Origin of the sequence: Dickeya sp. MK7 (assembly GCF_000406305.1) — a bacterium.
GTDB classification, from domain to species: domain Bacteria; phylum Pseudomonadota; class Gammaproteobacteria; order Enterobacterales; family Enterobacteriaceae; genus Dickeya; species Dickeya fangzhongdai.
Genome location: NZ_CM001984.1, coordinates 3412141 through 3436073, shown reverse-complemented (window position 1 = coordinate 3436073; position 23933 = coordinate 3412141). Strand labels below are relative to the sequence as shown.

The following is a 23933-nucleotide window of genomic DNA, read 5'->3' as shown; positions in this document are numbered from 1 at the left end:
TTATTTCTACTTGTCTATACAGGATTAGATATATGTCACAAACCCGAAGCTATTGCCTGACGCCCGGCGCGGTGGACCTCGCCACGCTGCGCGCCATTTATCAGGGAGAGGTTACCCTGACGCTGGAAGCGCAGGCGCGCGCGGCGGTCGCGGCGGCGCAGGAAACGGTGCAGGGCATTATCCGTCAGGACCGGGTGGTCTATGGCATCAACACCGGTTTTGGCAAGCTGGCCCAGACCCGCATTCCGGCGGACCGGCTGGCGGAGCTGCAACGCAATCTGGTGCTGTCGCACAGCGTGGGCATCGGCGACCTGCTGCCGGATGACGTGCTGCGTCTGGTGATGGCGACCAAAGTCATCAGCCTGGCGCGCGGGCATTCCGGGGTACGGTTGCAGGTGATCGATACCTTGCTGGCGTTGTTCAACGCCGGGGTGATGCCCTGCATTCCGGAGAAAGGCTCGGTAGGCGCCAGCGGCGATCTGGCGCCGCTGGCGCATCTGTCGCTGCTGCTGTTGGGAGAAGGGCAGGCGCGGGTCGACGGCGCGCTGATCCCGGCGGCCGACGGGCTGGCGCGGGCCGGCGTCGAACCGCTGGTGCTGGGGCCGAAAGAGGGGCTGGCGCTGCTCAACGGTACCCAGGTATCCACCGCGCTGGCGCTGCGCGGGCTGTTCGAGGCCGAGAAAGTGTTTGCCGCCGGGCTGGTGGCCGGCGCGTTGTCGCTGGAGGCGATCAAAGGCTCGGTGAAGCCGTTTGACGCCCGCATCCATCAGGCGCGCGGCCAGCAGGGACAGATTGCGGTAGCGGCGGCGGTCAGCGCCTTGCTGACGGACAGCGAAATTTTGCAGTCGCACGTCAACTGCGGCCGGGTACAGGACCCGTACTCCATTCGCTGCGTGCCGCAGGTAATGGGCGCGTGTCTGGACAATCTACAGCACGCTGCCCGCGTGTTGCGCATCGAAGCCAACGCCGCGTCGGATAATCCGCTGGTGTTTCCGGAAACCGACGAGGTGATCTCCGGCGGCAATTTTCACGCCGAACCGGTGGCGTTCGCCGCCGACATCATCGCGCTGGCGGTGGCGGAGATCGGCGCGATTTCCGAACGGCGTATGGCGCTGCTGCTCGACAGCACGCTGTCCGGGCTACCGCCGTTTCTGGTTAACGACGGCGGCGTCAACTCCGGCTTCATGATCGCCCAGGTAACCGCCGCCGCGCTGGCGTCGGAGAACAAGTCGCTGGCCCATCCCGGCAGCGTGGACAGCCTGCCCACCTCCGCCAATCAGGAAGACCATGTATCGATGGCGACCTACGCCGCCCGCCGTCTCGGCAGCATGTGCTTTAACACCGCCACCGTGGTGGGAATTGAAGCGATGGCCGCCGCGCAGGGCATCGATTTCCATCGTCCGCTGAAAAGCTCGCCGTTGCTGGAGCGCGAACTGACGCAGGTGCGTGAACAGGTCGCGTTTCTGGACCGCGACCGCCTGATGGCGACCGATATTGACCTGATGCGCCAGTGGGCCAGCCGTGAGCGCTGGCCGTCCGTCATCACCGCATTATTGCCCAGTTATGCCGCCGAACCGGCGCTCGTTTGATAAGGAATTTGCCATGACCACCTCTTCTTCGACTACGTCTTCTGTTGCCCGTGTCGTGCGTGCGCCGCACGGAACTGAACTGCACTGTGAAAACTGGCTGATCGAAGCCGCCTACCGCATGATCCAGAACAACCTCGACCCGGACGTGGCCGAGCGCCCGGAGGATCTGGTGGTGTACGGCGGCATCGGCAAGGCGGCGCGCAACTGGGCCTGCTTTGACGCCATTCTGACTAGCCTGCGCCAGCTGAAAGCGGATGAAACCCTGCTGGTACAGTCCGGCAAGCCGGTCGGGGTGTTTCGCACCCACGCCGACGCCCCCCGGGTATTGATCGCCAACTCGAATCTGGTGCCGCACTGGGCCACCTGGGAACACTTCCATGAACTGGATAAGGCCGGGCTGATGATGTACGGCCAGATGACCGCCGGATCGTGGATTTACATCGGCGCGCAGGGCATCGTGCAGGGTACCTATGAAACCTTCGCCGAAGCCGGCCGTCAGCATTATCACGGCGACCTGAGCGGCAAATGGATCCTCACCGCCGGTCTCGGCGGCATGGGCGGCGCCCAGCCGCTGGCCGGCGTGCTGGCCGGAGCATCGGTGCTGGCGGTGGAGTGTCAGGAATCCCGCATCGATTTTCGGCTGCGTACCCGCTATCTGGATTACAAGACCGACAGCATCGACGACGCGCTGGCGATGATCGCCGATGCCTGTGCACAGAAAAAAGCCATCTCCGTCGGCCTGCTGGGTAACGCCGCCGAGGTGTTGCCGGAGCTGGTAAAACGTGCCAAAGCCGGCGGTATGAAACCGGATATCGTTACCGATCAGACTTCCGCCCACGATCCGCTCAACGGTTATCTGCCGGTGGGCTGGAGCGTGGCGCGCTGGCAACAGGAACGCATCAGCGACCCGGAGGGGGTGATGAAAGCCGCCTGCGCCTCGATGGCGGTACATGTGCAGGCGATGCTGGATTTTTGCCACATGAGCGTGCCCACCGTGGATTACGGCAACAACATTCGTCAGCGCGCGTTTGATGAAGGCGTGCGCGACGCCTTTGATTTCCCCGGTTTCGTCCCGGCCTATATCCGCCCGCTGTTTTGCGAAGGCAAGGGGCCGTTCCGCTGGGTGGCGCTGTCCGGCGATCCGGAAGATATCTACAAGACCGACGCGAAGTTGAAGGCGCTGTTTCCGGATAATCACCATCTGCACCGCTGGCTGGACATGGCGCGCGAGCGTATCGCTTTTCAGGGACTGCCGTCGCGCATCTGCTGGCTGGGGCTGGGAGAACGGCATCTGGCCGGGCTGGCGTTCAACGAGATGGTGCGCAACGGTGAGCTGAAAGCGCCGATCGTTATCGGCCGCGACCACCTGGACTGCGGTTCGGTGGCCTCGCCCAACCGGGAAACGGAAGCGATGCAGGACGGTTCGGACGCGGTGTCCGACTGGCCGCTGCTCAACGCGCTGCTGAATACGGCGGGCGGCGCCACCTGGGTCAGCCTGCATCACGGCGGCGGCGTCGGCATGGGCTTCTCCCAGCACGCCGGGATGGTGATCGTCTGCGACGGCAGCGAACAGGCCGATGCCCGGCTGGCGCGGGTGCTGTGGAACGACCCGGCTACCGGGGTGATGCGCCATGCCGATGCGGGTTACGACGTCGCCGAAGCCTGTGCGGCGGCGCATCAGCTGAATCTGCCGATGGTGAAGCCGCACGAGTGAAGTAAAAATCAGGCGCTAAAAAAGGGCGGTCGGCAGACCGTCCTTCTATGACCGACTACGGACGTGCCGCGCTACCGCAGGGCTTTTTTATAGATCAGGCTCGCTATCCCGCCGATATCTTTGCGGGAATCCAGAACGAAACCGTTTTTTTCATAAAGACGCTGGGCGGCGGTCTGCGCTTCGGCGGTGTCCGGAATCATTGATCGGACGCCGTCGATGCTCTGCGCAAACGCGAATAGCTGATCCAAAATCGCCTGAGCGATGCCGCCCTGTCTAAATCCGGCGGCCACCCGCATTCGTTTAATCTCACAAACCGAGTCGGACAGCAGGCGGATCGCCCCCATGCCAATCACATATTCCGGTTCTGCTTCCGTCGTGACGGCGACAAGAAAACGGGCGCGGTGTTGAGGGTAGTGCTCGGCAATGGCGTACAAATCGGCGTCCAGCGACGTATCAGGAGACAGCGAGCCGCTTTCCCGCAAGCCGGCGAAATGCAAGGCGATAACCTGTTCGCTATCCGCAGGCTGTATTTCTCTGATCGAAAACATGGTCTTTCTCCCGGTCAATGGGCAGTAGCCGTTATCGGGCGCGATGGCGCTGAACCCGGCGGTGCCAGTGCTGATGCGCTTGGGTATAAGCCGACAAGGGGGCAGCCTGTGCGTTCATGGCGGCCTGCGCCTGCCGGCCCGAGGCAAAAGTGGATAAGACAATGATATGGTGCCCGGTGTGTGGTTTTGTAGTAATGGTTTGTTATTCATAACACTTTTTATACCCGTCATACTTCAAGTTGCAGGTACGTTGGCTGCGTTACTCGGCCCATCCTTGGGCCTCGCCCCTTCGGGGCCGCTGCCAGCAGCGTTCAACTCTGCTCCCGGCAGAGTTGTCGCTCACCCCAGTCACTTACTTGAGTAAGCTCCTGGGGATTCACTCGGTTGCCGTCTTCCTGCAACTCGAATTATTTAGGGTATATAACGACAGCAGGCAGGAATTATCATAATGCAGCAGGTTTTCTTTCCGGCCACGGTGTTGCGTGGCGCCGGAGTCAGTCAACAGTTGGGCGGGATTTGCGCCCGTCTCGGGAGTCGGGTGTTGGTCGCGGGAGGGCATCAGGCGCTGGCGGCGGCGCAGACTCTGATTATCGAACAACTGCGGCAGTCTGGGGTGACGCTGACCGCGGTGGAGTGGTCTGGCGAGCAGTGCAGCGTCAGTCAGATTGAGCGGCTGTGCGCGCGGGTGCGCGAAACCGACAGCGATGTGTTGCTGGCGGTAGGCGGCGGCAAGGCGCTGGACACCGGTAAAGCGGTGGCGTTCCAGTGCGGTATTCCGGTGGTGACGTTGCCGACGATTGCCGCGACCTGCGCCGCCGTGACGCCGCTGTCGGTTCGTTACCACGACGACGGTCATTTCCACGATTTGCACCACCTGCCGGTAGCGCCGGCGGCGGTAGTGATCGACAGTGCGCTGCTGGCGCGGGCGCCGCTGCGCTGGCTGGCCGCCGGGCTGGGGGATACGTTGGCGAAGTGGTATGAGTTTCGCGCTATCGATAACGGCGGCAACGACAGCGGTTTTGCCGCGTCGTCGCGCGCCAACAGTGAAATCTGCTTTCGGTTGATCGAACAGTACGGCGAGGAAGCCTGCCGCGCCGTGACGGCCGGGCAGCACAACGACGCGCTCGATCAGGTGCTGGACGCTATCTTCCTGTTCGCCGGGCTGACCTCGCTGATGGCCAGCGGCGCGCACGCGGCGGCGGCCCATGCGTTGTACGAAGGGTTTACCGTCTGCGACAAGACCCGCGAATTCGGCCACGGCCTGCTGGTCGGCTTCGGCAATCTGTGCCTGCTGGCGCTGGAGCAGCGCAGCGATGAAGAACTGCTGGCGGCGATTCGGCTGGCTCAGGCCTGTGCGGTGCCGTTGACGCTGGCGGCGATCTGCCCGGATTTGTCGGAGGAGGAACTGACGGCGATCGTTCGCGCATCGGTTGATGCGCCGGATATGGCAACGATGCCGTTTACTGTGACGGAGCAGCAGGTGCGTCAGGCGATACGCCGGGTAGAGGCGCTGGCGGCCCGTGTAGCGGAGTGACCTCGGTCACTGACAATAAAAAAGACCGGGCGGGTAGCCCGGTCTTGTCTGGTTGATACGCCAGGAAGCCCGTGTTGTGTTTCAACCGGTCAGACGACCCTGTCAGAGTTTGCTGACGCCTGAACGGCTAACCTTACAGTTGGCGGTGTCCCATTTTTCACCGTACTTCTCTGATGTTCCCTGGCCTTTCACCACGCCTTTGAACTCTTCGCAGACTGGCGGTTTGCCTTCTTTGTAGTCTTTGATTTTCAGACCACTGATGGTTGCCACGTCACCGTAGTTGCGGTTAACGCCGGCGATGCTGTCAATGGTGCCGTTAACGGTAGCGCTGGTAACGGTCAGGAAACGCGGGCCGCCGTTGTTGGAGCAGTCGCCGCAGGAACGCCACAATTTCCCGTGTTCACCGGTCAGGGTGAAGTTGCCTTTCACCACCGTGGTGCTGTTTTTGGAATTGTGCTGCAGCACTTTGTCCGGCTTGCCGCCGTAACCATTTTTGGCGTTATGCGCGATCCCGCCGACGATGGTCATGGTTTTGCCGTTATTGGTTGCGGCATCTTCGCAGATGTCTTCCCAGATCACGTTTTCAATGGTGCAGTTGCCGCTGTCGCAGTGAATGCCGTCCGCGCCGCCGGAGGCGGAAATACGCAGGTTTTTCACCGTGGCGTTTTTCAGAATGATCAGCGGTTTTTGTTTATCGCTGTCATTCGGGCAGGAGGTGCCGATGGTCACGCCGCCGCAATCCACCGTGCGGTTTTCGAATGTGGCGCCCGGCTTACACTCGGAACTGGCTTTCGCTGCGCGCAGCGGGCCGGTGTTCGGCGCGGTGGTGACGGCATTTGATTCGATCTGAGCCTGATCTTCGCTTACTACGTCCACCCAGTACCAGTAGTTGAGGCCGCTATTGGTGTCGGCATCTTTAAAGGTACGGGTTTCCGCGTCCAGTACGGCGATACGTTCACGCAGGTCAGGATTGCTGGTGGTGCCGCGATAAACTTCCTGACGCGCCACTTTACTTTCGTCGGTAGACCAGCCCAGATAATTAACATCGCTTTTCTGGGACAGCATCAGTGTGGTTTGGGCGGCGAATGACGGTGCCGCCAGAGTGAGTGCACACAGAGGTATTACATACTTAAACATACAATCTCCTTGTAAATCCCACAGGTATTGACTCTCATTCAGTTGAGAGAAAGAAATAAAAGCGGGTACTTCCTGAATGTATCGTGATTACTATAGAGCAAAAAATAAAAAGGGCGAGAAAAATAAACCGCTGTTTTGAAAATTAACCTGATGTGAATATCATCTATTTTATTTTCTAATTTTGAAAAGAGATTTATGTCATTTTTATTTATGAAACATTCGCAATATTGTAAAAATGAATGTGATAGGGATCCATTTTTTATAGTTGTCTGATTGATTTTTGCTCCATTGCAAGAGCTGGGAAGAGAATGACTATGTGTTTGGTCGGCTTTATGATAATACCGTCGTGCAGTTTATTCAGCGGTAATCGTAATGTGAATAATTTGTTTATTTTTGATGATCTGGCTGGCAGGCGGCGGTTATTACGTCGACAGGCGGAGGCCAGTCGCCGGATGAAAGAAACCCTGGCGGCATACGTGCGGCCATGCCGGAAGCAAAGGATGGCAACGTGTCTGCAACGCGAAAAACGACAGGTATATTCAGATATGCCGCTTTGCCGCTGAATAGGCATTTATAGGGGTTATGCCCTAAATATTCGAGTTGCAGGACAAAACGCGCTGCGTTTTGAACAACGCAACGCGTTGGCCCTTTAGGGCGAGGCCCAGGAAATGGGCAGAGTAACGCAGCCAACGTACCTGCAACTTGAAGTATGACGGGTTTATGCACGTTTTAATAGGGATGTCTGTGATGATGATAAATAAAGCCGCTTTCTGTGCGTTGATTGCCGTCGTGTTATCGGGATGTGGCGGCAGCGAACCGACCGAGCAGGATATTCGGCACGCGGTTGACGATATGGTGGCTCAAACTAATCAGGAAATTAAAAAAAAAGTCGGCACGCTTTTTAATGATGAGATGGTGCTTAAAATCAATTCGTTAAAAAAGCTGAATTGCATCAGAAGTGAAAATAAAGGCTATCAATGCAATGTCGATTTGGATATGTCATTGCCACTGGTTGGAAACAAAAAAGAGATCGTCAATTTTACTTTTATTCGGGAAGACGGTTCGTGGACGCTGGTTAAATAATTCGTGCCTTTCCTGATAAGCATCCCCTGCGTATTGCCGGGGATGCCCTGATATTATCCCAGCATCTTTTCCACGCAGCGTTTGAATACCTGCACGCCGGTTTCCAGCGACGATAATTCAAAATGCATGTCCGGATGGTGCAGCCCCGGTTTGAGATTGGTGCCCAGCCCCCAGAAGCCAGCTTTAATCTGTGGCTTGAGGCGCGGATAGAAGAAGAAGTCTTCTCCGCCTGCGGTGCTTTTGGGCGCGGTCAGACCGGCTTCGCCCAGCACATCCACGATCGCCGCGCTGATCAGCGCGGTGGCGTCGTCATGAATATCCGCCGCCGGAATCTCTTTTAGCAGTTTGATCTCGGCCGTTGCGCCGTAAGCCGCCGCGCTGTACTCAATGGCGCGGATCACTTTTGCTTTCAGCTCGTCCATCGCGTCATTCCGCGACGAACGCAGGTCCCAGCATACCGTGGCGTTATCAGGAATGGAGTTGGTCACGCCGGCGTCGCACAGAAAACGGGTAGCCTTGGCGCTCCAGGTCAGGTGCGGCGCCAGCGGAACCGCCTTCACCGCCATGACGGCGTTGGCGGCGGCTTCCAGCGCGTTCACGCCCAGATGCGGCCGCGCGCCGTGCGCCGGTTGGCCGTGAAAGGTGACTTCCAGCGTGCTGCTGGCGGAATAGTGCATCGCTGGTATCGCCTCGCCCAGCAGGCACTCTTCCACCGGGCGCAGGTGAAAGCCGAGGATCATGTCCACGTCGTCGATGGCGCCGCCTTCCACCATGGCGATGGCGCCGGTACCCAGCTCTTCGGCGGGCTGAAACAGGATCTTCAGCCGTCCTTTTTTCACCACGCCATCGCGCATCAGTTCCTGAGCGGCGGTCAGCACCACCGACGAGTGGGCGTCGTGTCCGCAGGTGTGGCGGGCGCAAAACTCACCGTCAATGATGTGACCCAATGCATCCATATCGGCGCGCAACGCCAGCACCGGGCCGGGCACGCCGCTGTTCAGTTCCGCCACGATGCCGGTGGTGCCGTTGACGCCGCGGGTGAGACGGTAGCCCGCTGCTTCCAGCTGCGCGGCCAGATAATCGGAGGTCTTGAATTCCTGGAATCCCAGTTCCGGAATGGTATGCAGGTAACGATAGTGATCGAATACGTTGGACATAACGTCCCTCTTGGTGTTCGTCAAAATGATGGTCAGACCGCGTGTATTCCGCGGTCGATATCAACAGTAAGAGCCATCCAGCAGGAGTCATCCAGCAAGAGTTATGCCAGATGAAAGCGATGTGCGATGAACGCGATGCCAGATAAATAGGAACAATAGGAGATAAGGAACACGGTCTGGCGCGCGATTCCCACTTAGCGACGCGAGTTATTCACCGTGCGTTGCCGGCATGATAAACCCCCTTTCGCCACAAGGTAACGCGATGCCCCATCAGGGCGTCTATCCTCACCGAACGCGGGCATTGCCTGCACCTGACAGGTGCCTGTTGGGATAGGCGTTGATTGGTCTGACGGCGCGAGTTATCCATCTCCGCCGCGGGATGAGAAGGCGATGGCGGGGTAGGGTGGCAAGGTCAGCTGCGCGGCGTAGCGGGCATCGGTTTGATGCCGTTCCGCGCAGTGACGCTGGTAGCGGTGGCGATGACGTCAGTGTATGCCGGGAACGGCGGCGTCGGCGTTGATGCGCAGACCCTCGGCGTCGAACACCAGACAGTGAACGGCGTCGAAACCGACGGTAATCGCCTGCCAGGGGCGGAACTGCACGTCGCCGGGCAGCAGGATTTTGACGCCATCGTGGCCGTAGCACTGGCCGAACAGGTAGGTGTTGTTGCCCAGCCGTTCCACTACTTCGCACTGAAAGGCCAGCGTGGCCTGATGCGATGGCTGAATGCCAAGGTGCTCGGGGCGAATTCCCAGCGTGACGGCGTCGCCGGGCTGTAGCGGCGTAGTCTCAATATCCAGCGTCAGCGTTTTATCCGCCGTCAGCGTCACGGTCAACTGATGCGGCTGCCAGGCGACGACGGTCGCGGGCAGGAAATTCATTTTGGGCGAGCCGATAAAACCGGCGACGAAGCGATTGACCGGGTTGTAGTACAGCGCCATCGGCGAGCCGGTCTGCTCCACCTTGCCGTTGTTCATCACCACGATTTTGTCGGCCAGCGTCATCGCCTCCACCTGGTCGTGGGTGACATACACCATAGTGGTTTTCAGCTCCTGATGCAGCTTGGCGATGTGCAGGCGCATGTCGACCCGCAGTTCGGCGTCGAGGTTGGAGAGCGGTTCATCGAACATGAACACTTTCGGGTTGCGCACGATGGCGCGACCGATGGCGACGCGCTGGCGCTGGCCGCCGGACAGTTGTTTAGGCTTGCGGTCCAGCAGGTGGGACAACTGCAAGGTTTTGGCGACCATTTCGACCTGATGGCGAATCTCCGCCTTCGGCACCTTGTTGACCTTCAGCCCGTAGCCCATGTTTTCCGCCACCGTCATGTGCGGGTAGAGCGCGTAGGACTGAAACACCATCGCCACGCCGCGGTGGGCCGGCGCGACGTCATTCATCACTTCGTCATCAATCAGAATTTTGCCATCGCTAATCTCTTCCAAACCGGCGATCATCCGCAGCAACGTAGACTTGCCGCAGCCGGAAGGCCCGACAAACACCGCGAATTCACCCGCCTGAATATCCAGATTGATATTGTGCAGCGTTTCCGTTTTGCCAAAGCGTTTGGTGACATTTTTTAAGCATATGCTGGACATCCGTTTTTCCTCAACGGGTTATCAATACGGTGACCGCAGGGGCGGGCCGGGTAGTGCTGATAAGTGTATGTACTACGTATAACAAAATTTTGGATCAGCCTGACGGCGCTTTTACGTTGAGATGACTATAACCACCTTGTTTTTAGCGCCCTATCGGCATGTTTCATTTCTGCAATTGTGATCACACAATAGTCACTTTCCTGTCGTCATATCCCCACTGGTAGCGTAGCGTATAACATCATCGCTGGTGAAAAACCGGGTGTTTAAAGCCCTATAAAATCAGCCACGATGCTTTTGTTAATGCGAAGTGCCAGGTTTTTTGCTTAAAAATGTTATACCTTCACATGAGGTCGATAATGAAAACCAAAACGCTTACCGCCCTACTGCTCTCCGCCACCGCTGCCGGCCAGCTGGCGGCCTTTCCGGTACATGCCGCGCAGCAGCTGACCGTTTGGGAAGATATCCGGAAATCGGATGGCATCAAGGACGCCATCGGGGATTTCGAAAAACAGTACAACGTCAAAGTGAACCTGCAGGAAATGCCGTATGCCCAGCAGCTGGAAAAACTGCGGCTGGACGGCCCGGCGGGCATCGGCCCCGATGTGCTGGTGATCCCCAACGATCAACTGGGCGGCGCGGTGGTGCAGGGGCTGATTGCGCCGCTGAAACTCGATCAGGCGGCGCAAGACAGCTTCACCGATGCGTCGATGGCGGCATTTCGCATGAACAACCAGGTGTACGGCCTGCCGAAAGCGGTGGAAACCCTGGTGCTGATTTACAACAAGGAGCAGGTGAGCAAACCGCTGGCCAGCTTGCAGGAGTGGTATGACTTTTCCCGGCAGCAGCAGGCGCAGAATAAGTTCGGGCTGCTGGCGAAGTTCGATCAGATCTACTACAGCTGGGGCGCGATCGGGCCGATGGGCGGCTACATTTTCGGCAAAAATGACAAAGGCTTCGGCAAAAATGACAAAGGCGGTCTCAACCCGTTGGATATCGGCCTGAACACGCCGGGCGCGGTGGACGCGGTGACGCTGCTGCGTAAGTTTTACGCCGATAAGCTGTTTCCGGCGGGGATCATTGGCGATAACGGGCTGAACGCCATCGATTCACTGTTCACCGAGAAAAAAGCGGCGGCGGTTATCAACGGCCCCTGGGCGTTCCAGCCCTATGAAGCCGCCGGCATTCACTACGGCGTGGCGCCGCTGCCGCTGCTGCCGGACGGCAAACCGATGAGCTCGTTCCTGGGCGTGAAAGGGTATGTAGTCTCGACCTGGAGTAAGGACAACGCGCTGGCGCAACGGTTTATCGAATTCATCAACCAGCCGCGCTACGTGAAGGTCCGCTATCAACGCACCGGCGAGATCCCGCCGCAAAAAAGCATGATTGACGATCCGCTGATTAAAAACGACGAGAAAGCCAGCGCGGTCGCCATCCAGGCCGCCAGAGCCGTGCCGATGCCGGGCATTCCGGAAATGGGCGAAGTCTGGGGGCCGGCCAACGCGGCGCTGGAGCTGAGCATGACCGGCAAACAGGAGCCGAAAGCGGCGCTCGATAACGCCGTGAAGCAAATCAAGATGCAGGTCGAGGCGATGCAGGCCAGCAATCAGTAATAACCGTCATCCGTTAACGCAGTAGGCCACACCGAGCGGGAGGGCGACCTCCCGCGACTAGAAGGAGCAGCGTGTGATTATCAGTTCCGGCGAACCCCTGTCCGGGGAAAAGCGCACCCGCCACCACGCCTGGGTAGCGGCGTTGTGCGCGGTGCTGCCCGGCGGCGGGCAGTTTTATCATCGCCAGTGGGCGAAGGGCATGATTTTTCTGGTGCTGCTCGGCAGCTATCTGGGGGTGTTTCATGACTTTCTGCGTACCGGCCTGTGGGGCGTGTACACCCTGGGGGAAGAGGTGCCGCGCGACAACTCTATCTTCCTGCTGGCGGAAGGGATCATCAGCCTGCTGATTATCGCCTTTGGCGTGCTGATCTACGCCTTGTCGATAAACGATGCCTGGCGTAATGGCAAACGGCGGGATGACGGACTGGCGCTGAACAGCGTGCGGCAGCAGTACCGCCTGCTGCTGAGCGAAGGCTTTCCTTACCTGATGATTACCCCGGGCTTCATTCTGCTGGTGTTCGTGGTGATTTTCCCGATCCTGTTCGGTTTCGCCATCGCGTTTACCAATTACAACCTGTACCACACGCCGCCCGCCAAACTGGTGGAGTGGGTCGGGATGAAGAACTTCGTCAGCATTTTTACCCTCAGCATCTGGCGCTCGACCTTTCTGGACGTGTTGCAATGGACGGTGGTCTGGACGCTGCTGGCGACCACGTTGCAGTGTACGGTGGGGGTGTTGCTGGCGATTTTGGTTAACCAGAAAGATCTGCGCTTTAAGCCGCTGATCCGCACGATTTTCATTCTGCCGTGGGCGGTGCCGGGGTTCGTCACCATTCTGGTGTTCGCCGGCATGTTCAACGATTCGTTCGGCGTCATCAATAATGCCATTCTGGCGTCTGTGGGCATCAGCCCGAAAGCCTGGCTGACCGATCCGTTCTGGACCAAAACGGCGTTGATCATGATGCAGACCTGGCTCGGATTCCCGTTTGTGTTCGCCATGACCACCGGTGTGTTGCAGGCCATTCCGGACGATCTGTACGAAGCGGCCACGATGGACGGCGCCAGCCGCTGGACGCAACTGCGCACCATTACGTTGCCGCTGGTGCTGTACTCCATCGCGCCGATCATCATCACCCAGTACACCTTCAATTTTAACAATTTCAACATCATCTATCTGTTCAACAACGGCGGACCCGCCGTCGCCGGTTCCAATGCCGGGGGCACCGACATTCTGGTGTCCTGGATTTACAAACTGACGATGTCGTCGTCCCAGTATGCGATTGCCGCCACCATCACCATCCTGCTGTCGATTTTCGTGGTCGGGCTGGCGCTGTGGCAATTCCGGGCGACCCGGTCATTCAAGAACGATGAGATGGCATAAGGGGAGAATGATGGCGACGACTCAAGGCATCAACCGTCAGGATATTCATCGTCAGAGCGCCGAACGTCAGGGCGTGCATCATAAAAGTATCAAACGCGAGAAAGCCCTTCGGCTTGCGCTGTCCTGGCTGGTGATTATCGCGGTGTCGGTGGTGATCATTTATCCGCTGGTGTGGACGGTCGGGGCGTCGCTCAATGCCGGCAACAGCCTGTTGAGCACCTCGATTATTCCGGAAAATCCGTCCTTTCAGCATTACGAGGAGCTGTTCAACGGTCAGGTCAATTACCTGACCTGGTACTGGAACTCGATGAAAATCAGCTTCCTGACCATGGTGCTGACGCTGGTAAGCGTCAGTTTCACCGCCTACGCGTTTTCGCGTTTCCGTTTCAAAGGACGGCAAAACGGCCTGATGCTGTTTTTGCTGTTGCAGATGATCCCGCAGTTCTCCGCGCTGATCGCCATTTTTGTGCTGTCGCAGCTGCTGGGGTTGATCAACAGCCATCTGGCGCTGGTGCTGATTTATGTCGCCGGCATGATCCCGATGAACACCTATTTGATGAAGGGCTATCTGGACGCGATTCCCCGCGAGCTTGACGAATCGGCGCGCATGGACGGGGCGGGCAATTTCCGTATTTTCATCGAGATCATTATTCCCTTGTCCAAGCCGATCATCGCCGTGGTGGCGCTGTTTTCCTTCACCGGTCCGCTGGGGGATTTCATCCTGTCCAGCACCATCCTGCGCACCCCGGATAAGTACACCCTGCCTATCGGTTTATACAACCTGGTGGCGCAGAAAATGGGAGCCAGTTACACCACCTACGCCGCCGGCGCGGTGCTGATTGCCGTGCCGGTCGCGTTGCTTTACCTGATGCTGCAAAAATATTTTGTCTCCGGCCTTACCTCAGGCAGTACCAAAGGATAATCGCGATGAAAAAGATGATACCCGCATTACTGGCTGTTTCCCTGTCGCTGGGCGCGATGCCGCTCATGGCGGCGGAGTCTGTCGTTATTAAACCGCTGCGCAATGCCCCGGCCGATTTTATCAAGGGCGCGGATATCTCCACGTTGCTGGAAGTGGAGCGTCAGGGCGGCGTGTTTTATGACGAAAACCACGTGCGCGTCGACCCGGTAGCGCTGCTGAAAAAGAATGGCGTTAACTACATCCGGCTGCGTTTGTGGGTTGACCCCCGCGATGCCGCCGGGCGTCCTTACGGCGGCGGCGATAACGATCTGGCGACCACATTGACGCTGGCCAAACGCGCCAAAGCGCAGGGTATGAAGCTGTTGCTGGATTTCCACTACAGCGACTTCTGGACCGACCCCGGCAAGCAGTTCAAGCCGAAAGCCTGGGCCAGCCTGTCGTACGATCAACTGAAAGTCGCCATTCATGACTATACCCGCGACACCATCGCCCGTTTCAAGAAGGAAGGGGTGCTGCCGGATATGGTGCAGATCGGCAATGAGGCTAACGGCGGCATCCTGTGGCCGGAAGGCAAAAGCTGGGGGCAGGGCGGCGGCGAATTCGACCGGCTGGCCGGCCTGCTGAACGCCGCGATCGCCGGCCTGCGTGAAAACATCAGCTCGCCGGGGCAGGTCAAAATCATGCTTCATCTGGCGGAAGGCACCAAGAACGACACCTTCCGCTGGTGGTTTGATGAAATCACCAAGCGCGGCGTACCGTTCGATGTGATCGGCCTGTCGATGTACACCTACTGGAACGGCCCGATCAGCGCGTTAAAAGCCAACATGGACGACATCAGCCAGCGCTACAACAAGGACGTCATCGTGGTTGAGGCCGCCTACGGTTACACCCTGGCTAACTGCGATAACGCCGAAAACAGCTTTAGCGAAAAGGAAGCGACGGCGGGCGGTTACCCGGCCACCGTACAAGGGCAGGCCGATTTCATCCGCGACCTGATGCAAAGCGTGATTGACGTACCGAAAAAGCACGGTAAAGGCGTGTTCTATTGGGAACCGACCTGGATAACGCCGCCGGGAAATACCTGGGCCACCGAAGCCGGTATGAATTACATCAACGACCACTGGAAATTGGGCAACGCCCGTGAAAATCAGGCGTTATTTAATTGTCAGGGGGAGGTGCTGCCTTCGATAAAAGTCTTTAAGTAAATACCCGGCATACTTCAGTTGCAAGTACGTTGGCTTTATTGCAATTCGAATTATTTTGGGTATGCCCCGTCATATTTCACGTGCAGGCGCGTTGGCGGCCCCGGCTTATTGTTGGGGAATGATGTGGTTGCCGCCTGCCTGCATAGTGAAATAGCGGGAATATACCGTCTGCCTATTCAGTATTAAGGATGTTTTATGAAACGATTTCCGCCTTTGAATCCGAAGGTCGATGGGTTATTACATGGCGCTGATTATAATCCGGAGCAATGGGAGAATTACCCCGGCATTATTGACGACGATATCGCCATGATGAAACAGGTAAAATGCAATGTAATGTCGGTCGGTATTTTCAGCTGGGCCAAACTGGAGCCGCAGGAGGGCGTGTACCGGTTCGACTGGCTGGATGAGGTTCTCGATAAATTATACCGGCAGGGTATTTCGGTGTTTCTGGCGACACCCAGCGGCGCACGCCCGGCCTGGATGTCGCAACGTTACCCGGAAGTGCTGCGCGTAGGGCGCGATCGGGTGCCGGCGCTGCACGGTGGTCGTCACAATCACTGCCTGTCATCGCCGGTCTATCGGGATAAGGTTCAAAAAATCAATACATTGCTGGCGGAGCGCTACGGGCGTCACCCGGCGGTGATCGGCTGGCATATTTCCAATGAATACAGCGGCGAGTGCCATTGCGAGCGCTGTCAGCAGGCGTTTCGCACCTGGCTGCAGGCGCGTTACCAGACGCTGGATAACCTCAATCACGCCTGGTGGAGCGATTTCTGGAGCCATACCTACAGCGACTGGTCACAGATTGAATCGCCGGCGCCGCAGGGCGAAGTGTCCATTCACGGGTTGAACCTTGACTGGCGACGCTTTAATACCGCGCAGGCGACCGATTTCTGCGCGCAGGAAATCGCCCCGTTGAAGCGGGTGAACCCGGCTATCCCGGCGACCACCAACTTCATGGAGTACTTTTACGATTACGACTACTGGCAGCTGTCGCGCGTGCTGGACTTCATCTCCTGGGACAGCTACCCGATGTGGCACCGGGACAAAGACGACGCCACGCTGGCCTGTTATATCGCCCTGTTTCACGATCTGATGCGTTCGCTGAAGCAGGGCAAGCCGTTTGTGTTGATGGAATCGACCCCCAGCGTCACCAACTGGCAGCCGCTCAGCAAGCTCAAGAAGCCGGGTATGCATATTCTCTCCTCGCTGCAGGCGGTGGCCCATGGCGCGGATGCGGTGCAGTACTTCCAGTGGCGCAAGAGCCGCGGCTCGGTGGAGAAATTCCACGGCGCGGTGGTGGATCATGTCGGCCATATCGATACCCGCGTCGGCCGCGAAGTGGCGCAGCTCGGCCAGATTTTGTCGCAGCTGGATGCGGTGGCGGGCAGCCGGGTAGAGGCGCAGGTAGCGATCCTGTTTGACTGGGAAAGCCGCTGGGCGATGGATGATGCGCAGGGGCCGCGCAATGCCGGGTTGGAGTACGAAAAAACGGTGGCGGAACACTACCGCCCGTTCTGGGAGCAGGGGATTGCCGTCGATGTTATCAACGCCGAAGGCGATTTCAGCGGCTACCGGCTGTTGATTGCGCCGATGCTGTACATGGTGCGGCCGGGGTTTGCCGAGCGCGTCGAGCAGTTTGTGCGCCAGGGCGGGCACGTGGTGGTGACCTACTGGAGCGGCATCGTTAACGAAAGCGACCTGTGTTATCAGGGTGGATTCCCCGGCCCGTTGCGCCCGGTGCTGGGCATCTGGTCAGAAGAGATCGACTGTCTGGCCGACGGCGAATACAACCGGGTGTTGGGGCTGGCGGACAATGATATCGGGCTGAAAGGGCCGTATCAGGCGCGCCACCTGTGCGAGTTGATCCACCTTGAAGGCGCGACGGCGCTCGCCAGCTACTGCGACGATTTCTATGCCGGCCGGCCGGCGGTGACGGTAAATCACGTCGGCGCAGGGAAAGCCTGGTATGTGACCTCGCGTAACGATCTGGCGTTCCAGCGCGATTTCTTTGCCGCCATCATGCGTGAGCTGGCTCTGCCGCGGGCGCTGGATATTCCGCTGCCGCCGGCGGTGACGGCCCATCGCCGTACCAACGGCGACGAAGAGTTTATCTTCATCGAAAACTACAGTGCGTTGCCGCAGCCTATCCAGTTGCCCGCCGGGTATAGCGATATGCTGACCGGGTTGCCGCTGGTGGATGTTGTCCTTTCCGCCTGGGATTGCCGGGTGATTCGTCGCCGTCTGGTCTGACGGCGTTCAGCCTGCGCCCATCGCCGCTGCCGGCATGGGCGCTTTCTTCTGGGCGATGACCTGCCACGCCGGCGGGCGTCGCCGCGTACCGTACGATACCTTCAGAGGAGTATGCTCATGGTCAGTCTGCATTCTGTTATGCGTTATTTTTCGCATCCGAAACCGACGCCGGAATTAAGCGACGACGATAAACAGCAGATTCAGCGTCTGCTGCGGTTATTTGGCGGGCGGGATAATATCGAGCAGGTCGATGCCTGTATTACCCGGCTGCGTGTGACGGTAAAAAACCTGAGTCTGGTTGATTCACAAGGATTACAACAGGAAGGCGCGCTGGGCGTCATTATTCTTGGGCAACAGGTTCATGCCATATTCGGTAAGCAGTCGGATACATTGCGTAAATTACTGGAGGAACATTTCTCCCGACCGGAATAATCGCACCGTCAATAAAAGCCATTAAATTGAGTCAGATAATAAATACGAAATATACGGATATACCCAAAATAATTCGAGTTGCGGGACAACACGCTGGCGTGTTGAACAACGCAACGCGTTGGCCCTTTAGGGCAAGGCTCAGAATGAGCCTTGTAACGCGGCAACCGAGTGAATCCCCAGGAGCTTACATAAGTAAGTGACTGGGGTGAGCGAGGGCAGCCAACGCACCTGCAACTTGAAGTATGACGGGTATAAATAAAAAAGAGGATAACCCGGCGATTATCCTCAGAACGATTACAGCGATATCGTAATTAAACAGGGAAAGCAATAATGATGAAGAAAAACAATGATGAAAATAAACGTCCGGAGAAACGCAATATCTGTGGCGATTAGCACCGGGTATTACCACCAGGCTTCCACCTGTACGCCAACGTTCCAGGTGTTATTGGCGGTGCCGTCTTTGAACGGTTTGCCGTCCTGACTGTCGTTCAGATAAGAGGTGTAGAGGCGCAATTCCGGGCGCGACATAAATGCCGGGCCTGCCGCCAGCGCCAGCGCCAGTGTGTATTTCTCACCGCTTTGTTTAAACGAGGTGCCGTTTTTGAAGTTGTCTTTCTGGGTGAACGCGCCCACTTCGCCAATGCCGCGCACATAATCGGTAAACTGGTATTGCAGGCGTCCTACCAGCGACAGCAGCCGGGTGGTGTCGGTCGCTTCGTTGATGTGGTTAGCCGAACCCCAGGTCAACACGTGGTTGAACGATAACCGACTGGTGAGCGGAATCAGGCCGGTGTTGATGGCGCGATAACCGGTGGCGCTGTTGACCTGATTCCACATGTCGTACCAGCCGCCGCCCTGCGACACCATGTTTTGCGCCAGCCCTTTGTTGGCGTACTGCAGCACCACTTTGTTATAGCCGCCCAGCATGTCCTGACTGATTTCGCCGGTCAGCATTACGCCGTTGTCCGCGTCATACAGGCCGCCGAAGTCTTTCTGTTTTTTGGTGGTGTTCGGCATGGCGTAGTCGATGCCGAATTCCGTCCAGGCGCCTTTCCAGGGTTTCAGCCCGGCATAGCGAATATCGGCATAGTTGATGTTGACGTTGCTGTTGCCGTTGATGCGGTCGTCAACCGCGTTGGCGTCGCCGCGGATCCAGGCGACCGAAAGCGCGCCGGGGCCGAGCGTATAGTTTTCGATCCCGGCGCCGGAACCGGAGATATTCCAGTATTTGGTATCGATAATGTGCAGGTCGTGACGCTGATAGTAGCGTTTACCGCCCCAGATCACGGCGTTAGGGTCGCCGGGGACCAGCCCCTTGATTTGCAGGTTCAACTGGCGCAGGCCGAACTGGGCGTCATCGCCGATGGTGGTTTCGTTATCGTTGGAGCCATCCGACACCATGCTGACCATGCTGTCGACGTAGAAACTGACGTCGTTTTTCTTGTACACCTCCGAGCCAAGTTCTACTTCGCCGTAGGTATCGTTTTCGTTACCCAGACGGCCCACTTTGTTTTTTTGCCATTGCGACATGCCGCCATCATTGGACACCCCCACGCCGCCGCGCAGATAGCCGTGAAAATCAATGGGGACGGTGGTGGCCTCTGCTGCCAGCAATGCCGGAGAGGTCAGTATGGCGGTGAGTGCGGTAGAGAGAGTAAGGAGTTTGGTGTTCATGGTGGCCTCTTGTTGTTATGTATTACGTTCACATTACGCGTTCAATAAAATGCCTAAGCGTAAATGCGAGCAACGGATTCGTTGTTTTATTGTGATTTAATGCAAATAAATCATTTTGTTTTGTAATGATTGGTGATGCGTGTCACGGGTTTTTGATATGTGAACGTAATACTTGCATGTAATTTGGCCTGAGTGGGGTTCAGAACATGGTTTTTTCGCCGGGCCAACTGCTACAATCCCGGTAAAACCATGATGGGAAACCTGACCATGAAGTCGAAAAGCGCTACGTTAGAAGATGTTGCCCGCCACGCGGGTGTTTCTTATCAGACGGTATCGCGGGTGTTGAACAAATCTGCGAATGTCTCCGAGTCCACGCGCCGCAAGGTAGAGCAGTCCATCGAGCTGTTGCGTTATGTTCCCAACCGGCTGGCCCAGCAACTGGTGGGTAAACAGAGCATGACGATAGGGCTGGTGACCACGTCGCTGGCCTTGCACGCGCCTTCGCAGGTAGCGGCGGCGGTGAAAAGATATGCGAATATGGAAGGCTATCAGGTGCTGATTTCCATGATTGATGAGAACGTCAATCATAGCATTCAGGATTCTATCAATGAACTCAAGTCACAGCGGGTTGATAAGGTTATCATCAACGTGCCGCTGGAGACGGAAGAAGCAGAGCACATCGCCGCCGACAATGACGATATTCTCTGCTTGTTTCTGGATGTTGACCCTTACAGTTCGGTATTCAACGTGTCGTTTAATCCGGCGGACGGCACGCGGGCCAGCGTGAAGTATCTGTATGAACTGGGGCACCGCGACTTTGCTTTACTGGCGGGACCGGCCGGTTCGGTTTCGGCGCGCTTGCGACTGAAAAACTGGCTGGAAACCCTGGATGGGTACGGCCTGACGCCGACAACGGTGATTCACGGCAATTGGGATGCGCAAAGCGGCTACGCCGGCGCACTGCAGATGCTGCGCGAAACGCCGCAGTTCAGCGCGGTGCTGGTCGCCAACGATCAAATGGCGCTCGGCGTCTTGAGCGCTTTTCATCAGAATCAACTGACCATCCCCGGCCAGAAATCGGTGATTGGTTACGACGGCACGTATGAAAGTTCGTTTTTCCACCCGGCGCTGACCACCGTCTCGCTGGACCTCGACCTGCAGGGCAAGGAAGCGGTGCACCGTCTGCTGAACGCCAACGACAGCGACATGCAGCGATCGTCGTCCATCCTGCCGGCCAGGCTGGTGATCCGTAATTCCACCGGTCCTCGCATTGATGAACAGCGCGATTTACAGCAAATCGCCGAAGAACTGCGCTTGATTGCGCATCGGTTGAGTCAGTAGCATTTTGCGGCACATCGCGGCTGGCGTTGTCGCCAGCCGATCAGGGTAAGGCCGGGCGTATGCTGCCCTGTCGTTAGGTGCGCTAAACCCGTGCGTTCAGACCGGGCGATGGCGGGAACAGGCGGTCATGCGTTCGATAAGCCAGCGGCCTGCGGGGCCCGGCGGGTTATCAATGCGGTACACGGCCGACATCAGCATGGACGGCTCGCTGACCGGTTCATCCTCAATGGTAAGCTTTACAAGGCGTCCGCTCTCAAGGTCCGACTGGATGGTATGCATCGGCATGCCGCCCCATCCCAACCCATTGAGCAAAAAAGCATGTTTGGCAAACAGGTCCGCCAGCCGCCAGGTTTTGGGGGACATGACGCCAAACTCTCGCCCTTTGGAGTGCTCAGAGCGATCGGTCAGTACCAGTTGGACATGGTTGGCGAGTTCCTGTCTGGGGATCGGCCCCTGCAACGCGGCGAGCGGGTGGTCCGCGGCGGCGACCATAGCGAAGGCGACGCGGGCTAAGGGTTCGGTGACGATGCCCGGCGGCGTCACCGGAAGAAAACCGACGATGCCGACGCTGGCGTGCCTGTCCAGTACCGGCTGATACGCCGCTCCCAGCGCTTCAACATAGACGCGTAATGGCACGTCGGGAAACTGTTCACGGAACGCTTTGGCCGCGTCAGTCAGCACGTCAATCGGGAAGAAGACGTCGACCACGACGGTCAGTTCAGGCTCCAGCCCGGCGGCCATGCCTTTGGCGCGTGATTTCATGGCGTCAACGCCGGCGACGATATTGCGGGCGTTGGACAGTAACGCCGTCCCCGCCGGCGTCAGCCTCGGGTAGCGGCCGCTGCGATCAAAAAGCGTAACATCAAGCTGCTCTTCCAGACCGCGCACCAGCTCGCTGATGGCGGACTGCGCGCGCCTGAGCCGACGCGCCGCCGCCGAGAAGCTTCCTTCATCAACCGCAGCAATGAATGTTCGTAATTGATCCAGCGACACGCCATCGAGCATAGGGAATCCTGATGTATCTGATATGGAGATGGTATATATAATAATATAACGTCTATTCAGATTATTTGCAGGGTGAAATACTCCAGTCGTCATCCATACGCCGGCCTGTTCCGGCCTTGTTCAGGAGATCTACCTGTGAGCATTCTGCATATTGATTCCAGCATTCTCGACAGCCATTCCGTGAGCCGCGCGCTGTCAGCCGACATTGTGGCCAGACAACGCGACATTCATCCGGAGAAAACCGTTATTCGTCGGGATCTCGTCGCTGACGCGGCATTACATCTGTCCCCCGACCATCTCGCCGTTTTTCAGGGCGGTACGCCGGGCACGCCGGCGCTTGGTCAAGATATCGTCCTTGGCGGCGTTTACATCAACGAGTTGTTCGCCGCCGACGTCATCGTCATCGGCGCGCCGATGTACAACTTCTCGATCCCTTCCCAGCTCAAAGGTTGGATCGACCGCGTTCTGGTCGCCGGGCGTACCTTCCGCTACACCGAAAACGGGCCGGAAGGACTGCTGCCGGCCGGCAAGAAGGTTTTCATCGCCTCGGCGCGCGGCGGCATCTACAGCGGCGCCAGCCCGGCGGCTCAATTCGATCATCAGGAACCCTATCTGACGGCCGCGCTCAATTTCATCGGTCTGACCGATATCACCATTATTCGTGCGGAAGGCCTGGCGCTCGGCGATGAAGCAAAAACCGCGGCGATTGCCAGGGCCAGAGCGGAAATCGACGCGCTCATCGCCTGACTTACCGCCCGGAGGGAGCGGTGTTGCACGGTGCCGGCCTGCCGTTGATGGCTATCGGCACCGCCCGATCTCGCTTCCCGTTTCAAAAAATTGCTTTCCGCTGCAAAAGACGGTTCTTCGCTGCAAAAAAGGTATCGCTTATGGCACACCATCAGGCTTTCTCTGCGACAACGCGCCCCATCGTTCACCGCACTTCGGGTCAACGCCTTGGTCCTCTCACCCGGCTGATGTCACCGGGCGATCTGGGGCAGTGGGCCAAACCGTTCGTTTTTCTGGATCTGTTCGAGTCTGTGCCCTCAACCGGCATGGGTTTCAGACCGCATCCGCATTCGGGTATTGCAACGCTCACCACTTTCCTCGAAGGCAGCATGACCTATGGCGATACCACCGGAAAACAGGGGGCGATGACCGCGGGATCGGTCGAGTGGATGCGCGCCGGCAGCGGGGTGTGGCACGCCGGCGAGCCTGCGCCAGACCACATGATGCGTGGATATCAGCTCTGGATTGCGCTGCCGCCATCGCTTGAGCTTGCGCCTGCGCAGAGCCTGTATCTGGAACCGGAACAGATCGCGCGCGACGGGCCGGCGCGCATCCTGCTTGGTCGCTATGGCGACAAAGTCAGCCCGATTCCTCTGCCCGTGTCCATCACCTACCTTCACGTCCGACTGGCGGACGGCGAACGCTGGACCTACCAACCCGCCGCCGATCACGATACGGCGTGGCTGGCGCTGAACAGCGGCAAGCTGCATGTCGGCGGTACGGTGCTTGAGCGCGAACTGGCGGTGTTCGCGCAAGGTAATGAGGCAATCGGGATGACGGCCGAGGGCGAGGTCGAGCTGGTCATCGGTTCAGCGGCCAAACATCCGCATCCGCTCGTGATGGGCGCGTATTCAGTTCACACCTGTATCGAGGCGCTCGCCGAAGGCGAACGTACAATCAACCAACTGCAACACAGCCCGGCGTTCGCCGCGCTTAACCGCCGCGAAGCGCGGTGGTCATAACGTCA

The 23933-nt window shown here is 58.0% G+C and carries 19 protein-coding genes; 13 read left to right on the top strand and 6 right to left on the bottom strand.

Features of this window, described 5'->3' with window-relative positions; translation table 11 throughout:
- Positions 1 to 32: 32 nt before the first annotated feature.
- Together hutH and hutU are read left to right on the top strand one after the other, a co-directional pair.
- Complete coding sequence (gene hutH / locus DXXMK7_RS14750) at positions 33 to 1589, top strand: histidine ammonia-lyase (RefSeq protein ID WP_038919753.1); 1557 nt, start codon at positions 33 to 35, stop codon at positions 1587 to 1589.
- A gap of 13 nt (positions 1590 to 1602) precedes the next feature.
- Positions 1603 to 3303 carry a urocanate hydratase gene (gene hutU / locus DXXMK7_RS14745; RefSeq protein ID WP_038919752.1) on the top strand — a complete coding sequence of 567 codons (1701 nt, stop codon included), beginning with the start codon at positions 1603 to 1605 and terminating at the stop codon, positions 3301 to 3303.
- 71 nt (positions 3304 to 3374) lie between these two features.
- Here the strand turns inward: hutU and DXXMK7_RS14740 are convergent, their stop codons facing one another.
- On the bottom strand, positions 3375 to 3851 hold the full coding sequence (locus DXXMK7_RS14740) for a GNAT family N-acetyltransferase (protein WP_038919751.1): 477 nt from the start codon (positions 3849 to 3851) through the stop codon (positions 3375 to 3377).
- Positions 3852 to 4296: 445 nt separating this feature from the next.
- Here DXXMK7_RS14740 and DXXMK7_RS14735 point away from each other — a divergent pair, with 445 nt between their 5' ends.
- Positions 4297 to 5385 (top strand): iron-containing alcohol dehydrogenase family protein, encoded by a 1089-nt coding sequence (locus DXXMK7_RS14735; RefSeq protein WP_082170919.1) that lies wholly within the window; start codon positions 4297 to 4299, stop codon positions 5383 to 5385.
- 102 nt (positions 5386 to 5487) lie between these two features.
- On the opposite strand, the gene pelI is transcribed toward DXXMK7_RS14735, so the two are convergent.
- Complete coding sequence (pelI, locus tag DXXMK7_RS14730; protein WP_038667135.1) at positions 5488 to 6522, bottom strand: pectate lyase PelI; 1035 nt, start codon at positions 6520 to 6522, stop codon at positions 5488 to 5490.
- A gap of 747 nt (positions 6523 to 7269) precedes the next feature.
- Between pelI and DXXMK7_RS14725 the strand changes: the two genes are divergently transcribed.
- Positions 7270 to 7605, top strand: coding sequence for a hypothetical protein (locus tag DXXMK7_RS14725; RefSeq protein ID WP_225622596.1), 336 nt, complete (start codon positions 7270 to 7272; stop codon positions 7603 to 7605).
- Positions 7606 to 7658: 53 nt separating this feature from the next.
- Here the strand turns inward: DXXMK7_RS14725 and DXXMK7_RS14720 are convergent, their stop codons facing one another.
- Both DXXMK7_RS14720 and DXXMK7_RS14715 read right to left on the bottom strand, forming a co-directional pair.
- Complete coding sequence (locus DXXMK7_RS14720) at positions 7659 to 8762, bottom strand: M20 peptidase aminoacylase family protein (protein WP_038919749.1); 1104 nt, start codon at positions 8760 to 8762, stop codon at positions 7659 to 7661.
- A gap of 485 nt (positions 8763 to 9247) precedes the next feature.
- On the bottom strand, positions 9248 to 10357 hold the full coding sequence (locus DXXMK7_RS14715) for an ABC transporter ATP-binding protein (protein WP_038919748.1): 1110 nt from the start codon (positions 10355 to 10357) through the stop codon (positions 9248 to 9250).
- Positions 10358 to 10713: 356 nt separating this feature from the next.
- On the opposite strand from DXXMK7_RS14715, the gene DXXMK7_RS14710 reads away from it, so the two are divergent.
- The 6 genes from DXXMK7_RS14710 to DXXMK7_RS14685 all read left to right on the top strand — a co-directional run bounded on the left by DXXMK7_RS14710 (position 10714) and on the right by DXXMK7_RS14685 (position 18160).
- Entirely contained in the window at positions 10714 to 11967 is a 1254-nt protein-coding gene (locus DXXMK7_RS14710; protein WP_038667165.1) for an extracellular solute-binding protein, read from the top strand.
- Between the two features lie 73 nt (positions 11968 to 12040).
- Positions 12041 to 13348 carry a carbohydrate ABC transporter permease gene (locus DXXMK7_RS14705; RefSeq protein ID WP_038919747.1) on the top strand — a complete coding sequence of 436 codons (1308 nt, stop codon included), beginning with the start codon at positions 12041 to 12043 and terminating at the stop codon, positions 13346 to 13348.
- Positions 13349 to 13358: 10 nt separating this feature from the next.
- Positions 13359 to 14270: a sugar ABC transporter permease gene (locus tag DXXMK7_RS14700; protein ID WP_231348809.1), complete on the top strand. Its 912-nt coding sequence runs from the start codon at positions 13359 to 13361 to the stop codon at positions 14268 to 14270.
- 5 nt (positions 14271 to 14275) lie between these two features.
- Positions 14276 to 15475, top strand: a complete 1200-nt coding sequence (locus tag DXXMK7_RS14695; RefSeq protein WP_038919745.1) for an arabinogalactan endo-beta-1,4-galactanase — start codon at positions 14276 to 14278, stop codon at positions 15473 to 15475.
- Between the two features lie 195 nt (positions 15476 to 15670).
- On the top strand, positions 15671 to 17728 hold the full coding sequence (locus DXXMK7_RS14690; protein WP_038919744.1) for a beta-galactosidase: 2058 nt from the start codon (positions 15671 to 15673) through the stop codon (positions 17726 to 17728).
- A 117-nt stretch (positions 17729 to 17845) separates the two neighbouring features.
- Positions 17846 to 18160, top strand: a complete 315-nt coding sequence (locus DXXMK7_RS14685; RefSeq protein WP_038667193.1) for a PTS transporter subunit EIIB — start codon at positions 17846 to 17848, stop codon at positions 18158 to 18160.
- A gap of 402 nt (positions 18161 to 18562) precedes the next feature.
- Here the strand turns inward: DXXMK7_RS14685 and DXXMK7_RS14680 are convergent, their stop codons facing one another.
- On the bottom strand, positions 18563 to 19834 hold the full coding sequence (locus DXXMK7_RS14680) for a maltoporin (RefSeq protein WP_038667196.1): 1272 nt from the start codon (positions 19832 to 19834) through the stop codon (positions 18563 to 18565).
- A gap of 267 nt (positions 19835 to 20101) precedes the next feature.
- Between DXXMK7_RS14680 and DXXMK7_RS14675 the strand changes: the two genes are divergently transcribed.
- The gene (locus DXXMK7_RS14675) at positions 20102 to 21175 is read left to right on the top strand and encodes a LacI family DNA-binding transcriptional regulator (protein WP_038921066.1); all 1074 of its coding nucleotides are present in this window, start codon (positions 20102 to 20104) and stop codon (positions 21173 to 21175) included.
- 96 nt (positions 21176 to 21271) lie between these two features.
- Here the strand turns inward: DXXMK7_RS14675 and DXXMK7_RS14670 are convergent, their stop codons facing one another.
- Positions 21272 to 22180 (bottom strand): LysR family transcriptional regulator, encoded by a 909-nt coding sequence (locus DXXMK7_RS14670; RefSeq protein WP_038919743.1) that lies wholly within the window; start codon positions 22178 to 22180, stop codon positions 21272 to 21274.
- Between the two features lie 135 nt (positions 22181 to 22315).
- On the opposite strand from DXXMK7_RS14670, the gene DXXMK7_RS14665 reads away from it, so the two are divergent.
- Positions 22316 to 22927, top strand: coding sequence for an FMN-dependent NADH-azoreductase (locus DXXMK7_RS14665; RefSeq protein WP_038919742.1), 612 nt, complete (start codon positions 22316 to 22318; stop codon positions 22925 to 22927).
- Positions 22928 to 22947: 20 nt separating this feature from the next.
- Positions 22948 to 23928, top strand: coding sequence for a pirin family protein (locus DXXMK7_RS14660; RefSeq protein ID WP_231348808.1), 981 nt, complete (start codon positions 22948 to 22950; stop codon positions 23926 to 23928).
- The last annotated feature ends 5 nt before the right edge of the window (positions 23929 to 23933 follow it).

Excerpts from the sequence above, each read along its gene's own strand:
- DXXMK7_RS14720 (WP_038919749.1), bottom strand. The coding sequence starts at position 8,762 with ATGTCCAACGTATTCGATCACTATCGTTACCTGCATACCATTCCGGAA.
- DXXMK7_RS14685 (WP_038667193.1), top strand. The coding sequence starts at position 17,846 with ATGGTCAGTCTGCATTCTGTTATGCGTTATTTTTCGCATCCGAAACCG.
- DXXMK7_RS14675 (WP_038921066.1), top strand. The coding sequence starts at position 20,102 with ATGAAGTCGAAAAGCGCTACGTTAGAAGATGTTGCCCGCCACGCGGGT.
- DXXMK7_RS14710 (WP_038667165.1), top strand. The coding sequence starts at position 10,714 with ATGAAAACCAAAACGCTTACCGCCCTACTGCTCTCCGCCACCGCTGCC.
- DXXMK7_RS14690 (WP_038919744.1), top strand. The coding sequence starts at position 15,671 with ATGAAACGATTTCCGCCTTTGAATCCGAAGGTCGATGGGTTATTACAT.
- pelI (WP_038667135.1), bottom strand. The coding sequence starts at position 6,522 with ATGTTTAAGTATGTAATACCTCTGTGTGCACTCACTCTGGCGGCACCG.
- DXXMK7_RS14695 (WP_038919745.1), top strand. The coding sequence starts at position 14,276 with ATGAAAAAGATGATACCCGCATTACTGGCTGTTTCCCTGTCGCTGGGC.
- DXXMK7_RS14725 (WP_225622596.1), top strand. The coding sequence starts at position 7,270 with ATGATGATAAATAAAGCCGCTTTCTGTGCGTTGATTGCCGTCGTGTTA.
- DXXMK7_RS14680 (WP_038667196.1), bottom strand. The coding sequence starts at position 19,834 with ATGAACACCAAACTCCTTACTCTCTCTACCGCACTCACCGCCATACTG.
- DXXMK7_RS14670 (WP_038919743.1), bottom strand. The coding sequence starts at position 22,180 with ATGCTCGATGGCGTGTCGCTGGATCAATTACGAACATTCATTGCTGCG.
- DXXMK7_RS14715 (WP_038919748.1), bottom strand. The coding sequence starts at position 10,357 with ATGTCCAGCATATGCTTAAAAAATGTCACCAAACGCTTTGGCAAAACG.
- hutU (WP_038919752.1), top strand. The coding sequence starts at position 1,603 with ATGACCACCTCTTCTTCGACTACGTCTTCTGTTGCCCGTGTCGTGCGT.
- hutH (WP_038919753.1), top strand. The coding sequence starts at position 33 with ATGTCACAAACCCGAAGCTATTGCCTGACGCCCGGCGCGGTGGACCTC.
- DXXMK7_RS14700 (WP_231348809.1), top strand. The coding sequence starts at position 13,359 with ATGGCGACGACTCAAGGCATCAACCGTCAGGATATTCATCGTCAGAGC.
- DXXMK7_RS14740 (WP_038919751.1), bottom strand. The coding sequence starts at position 3,851 with ATGTTTTCGATCAGAGAAATACAGCCTGCGGATAGCGAACAGGTTATC.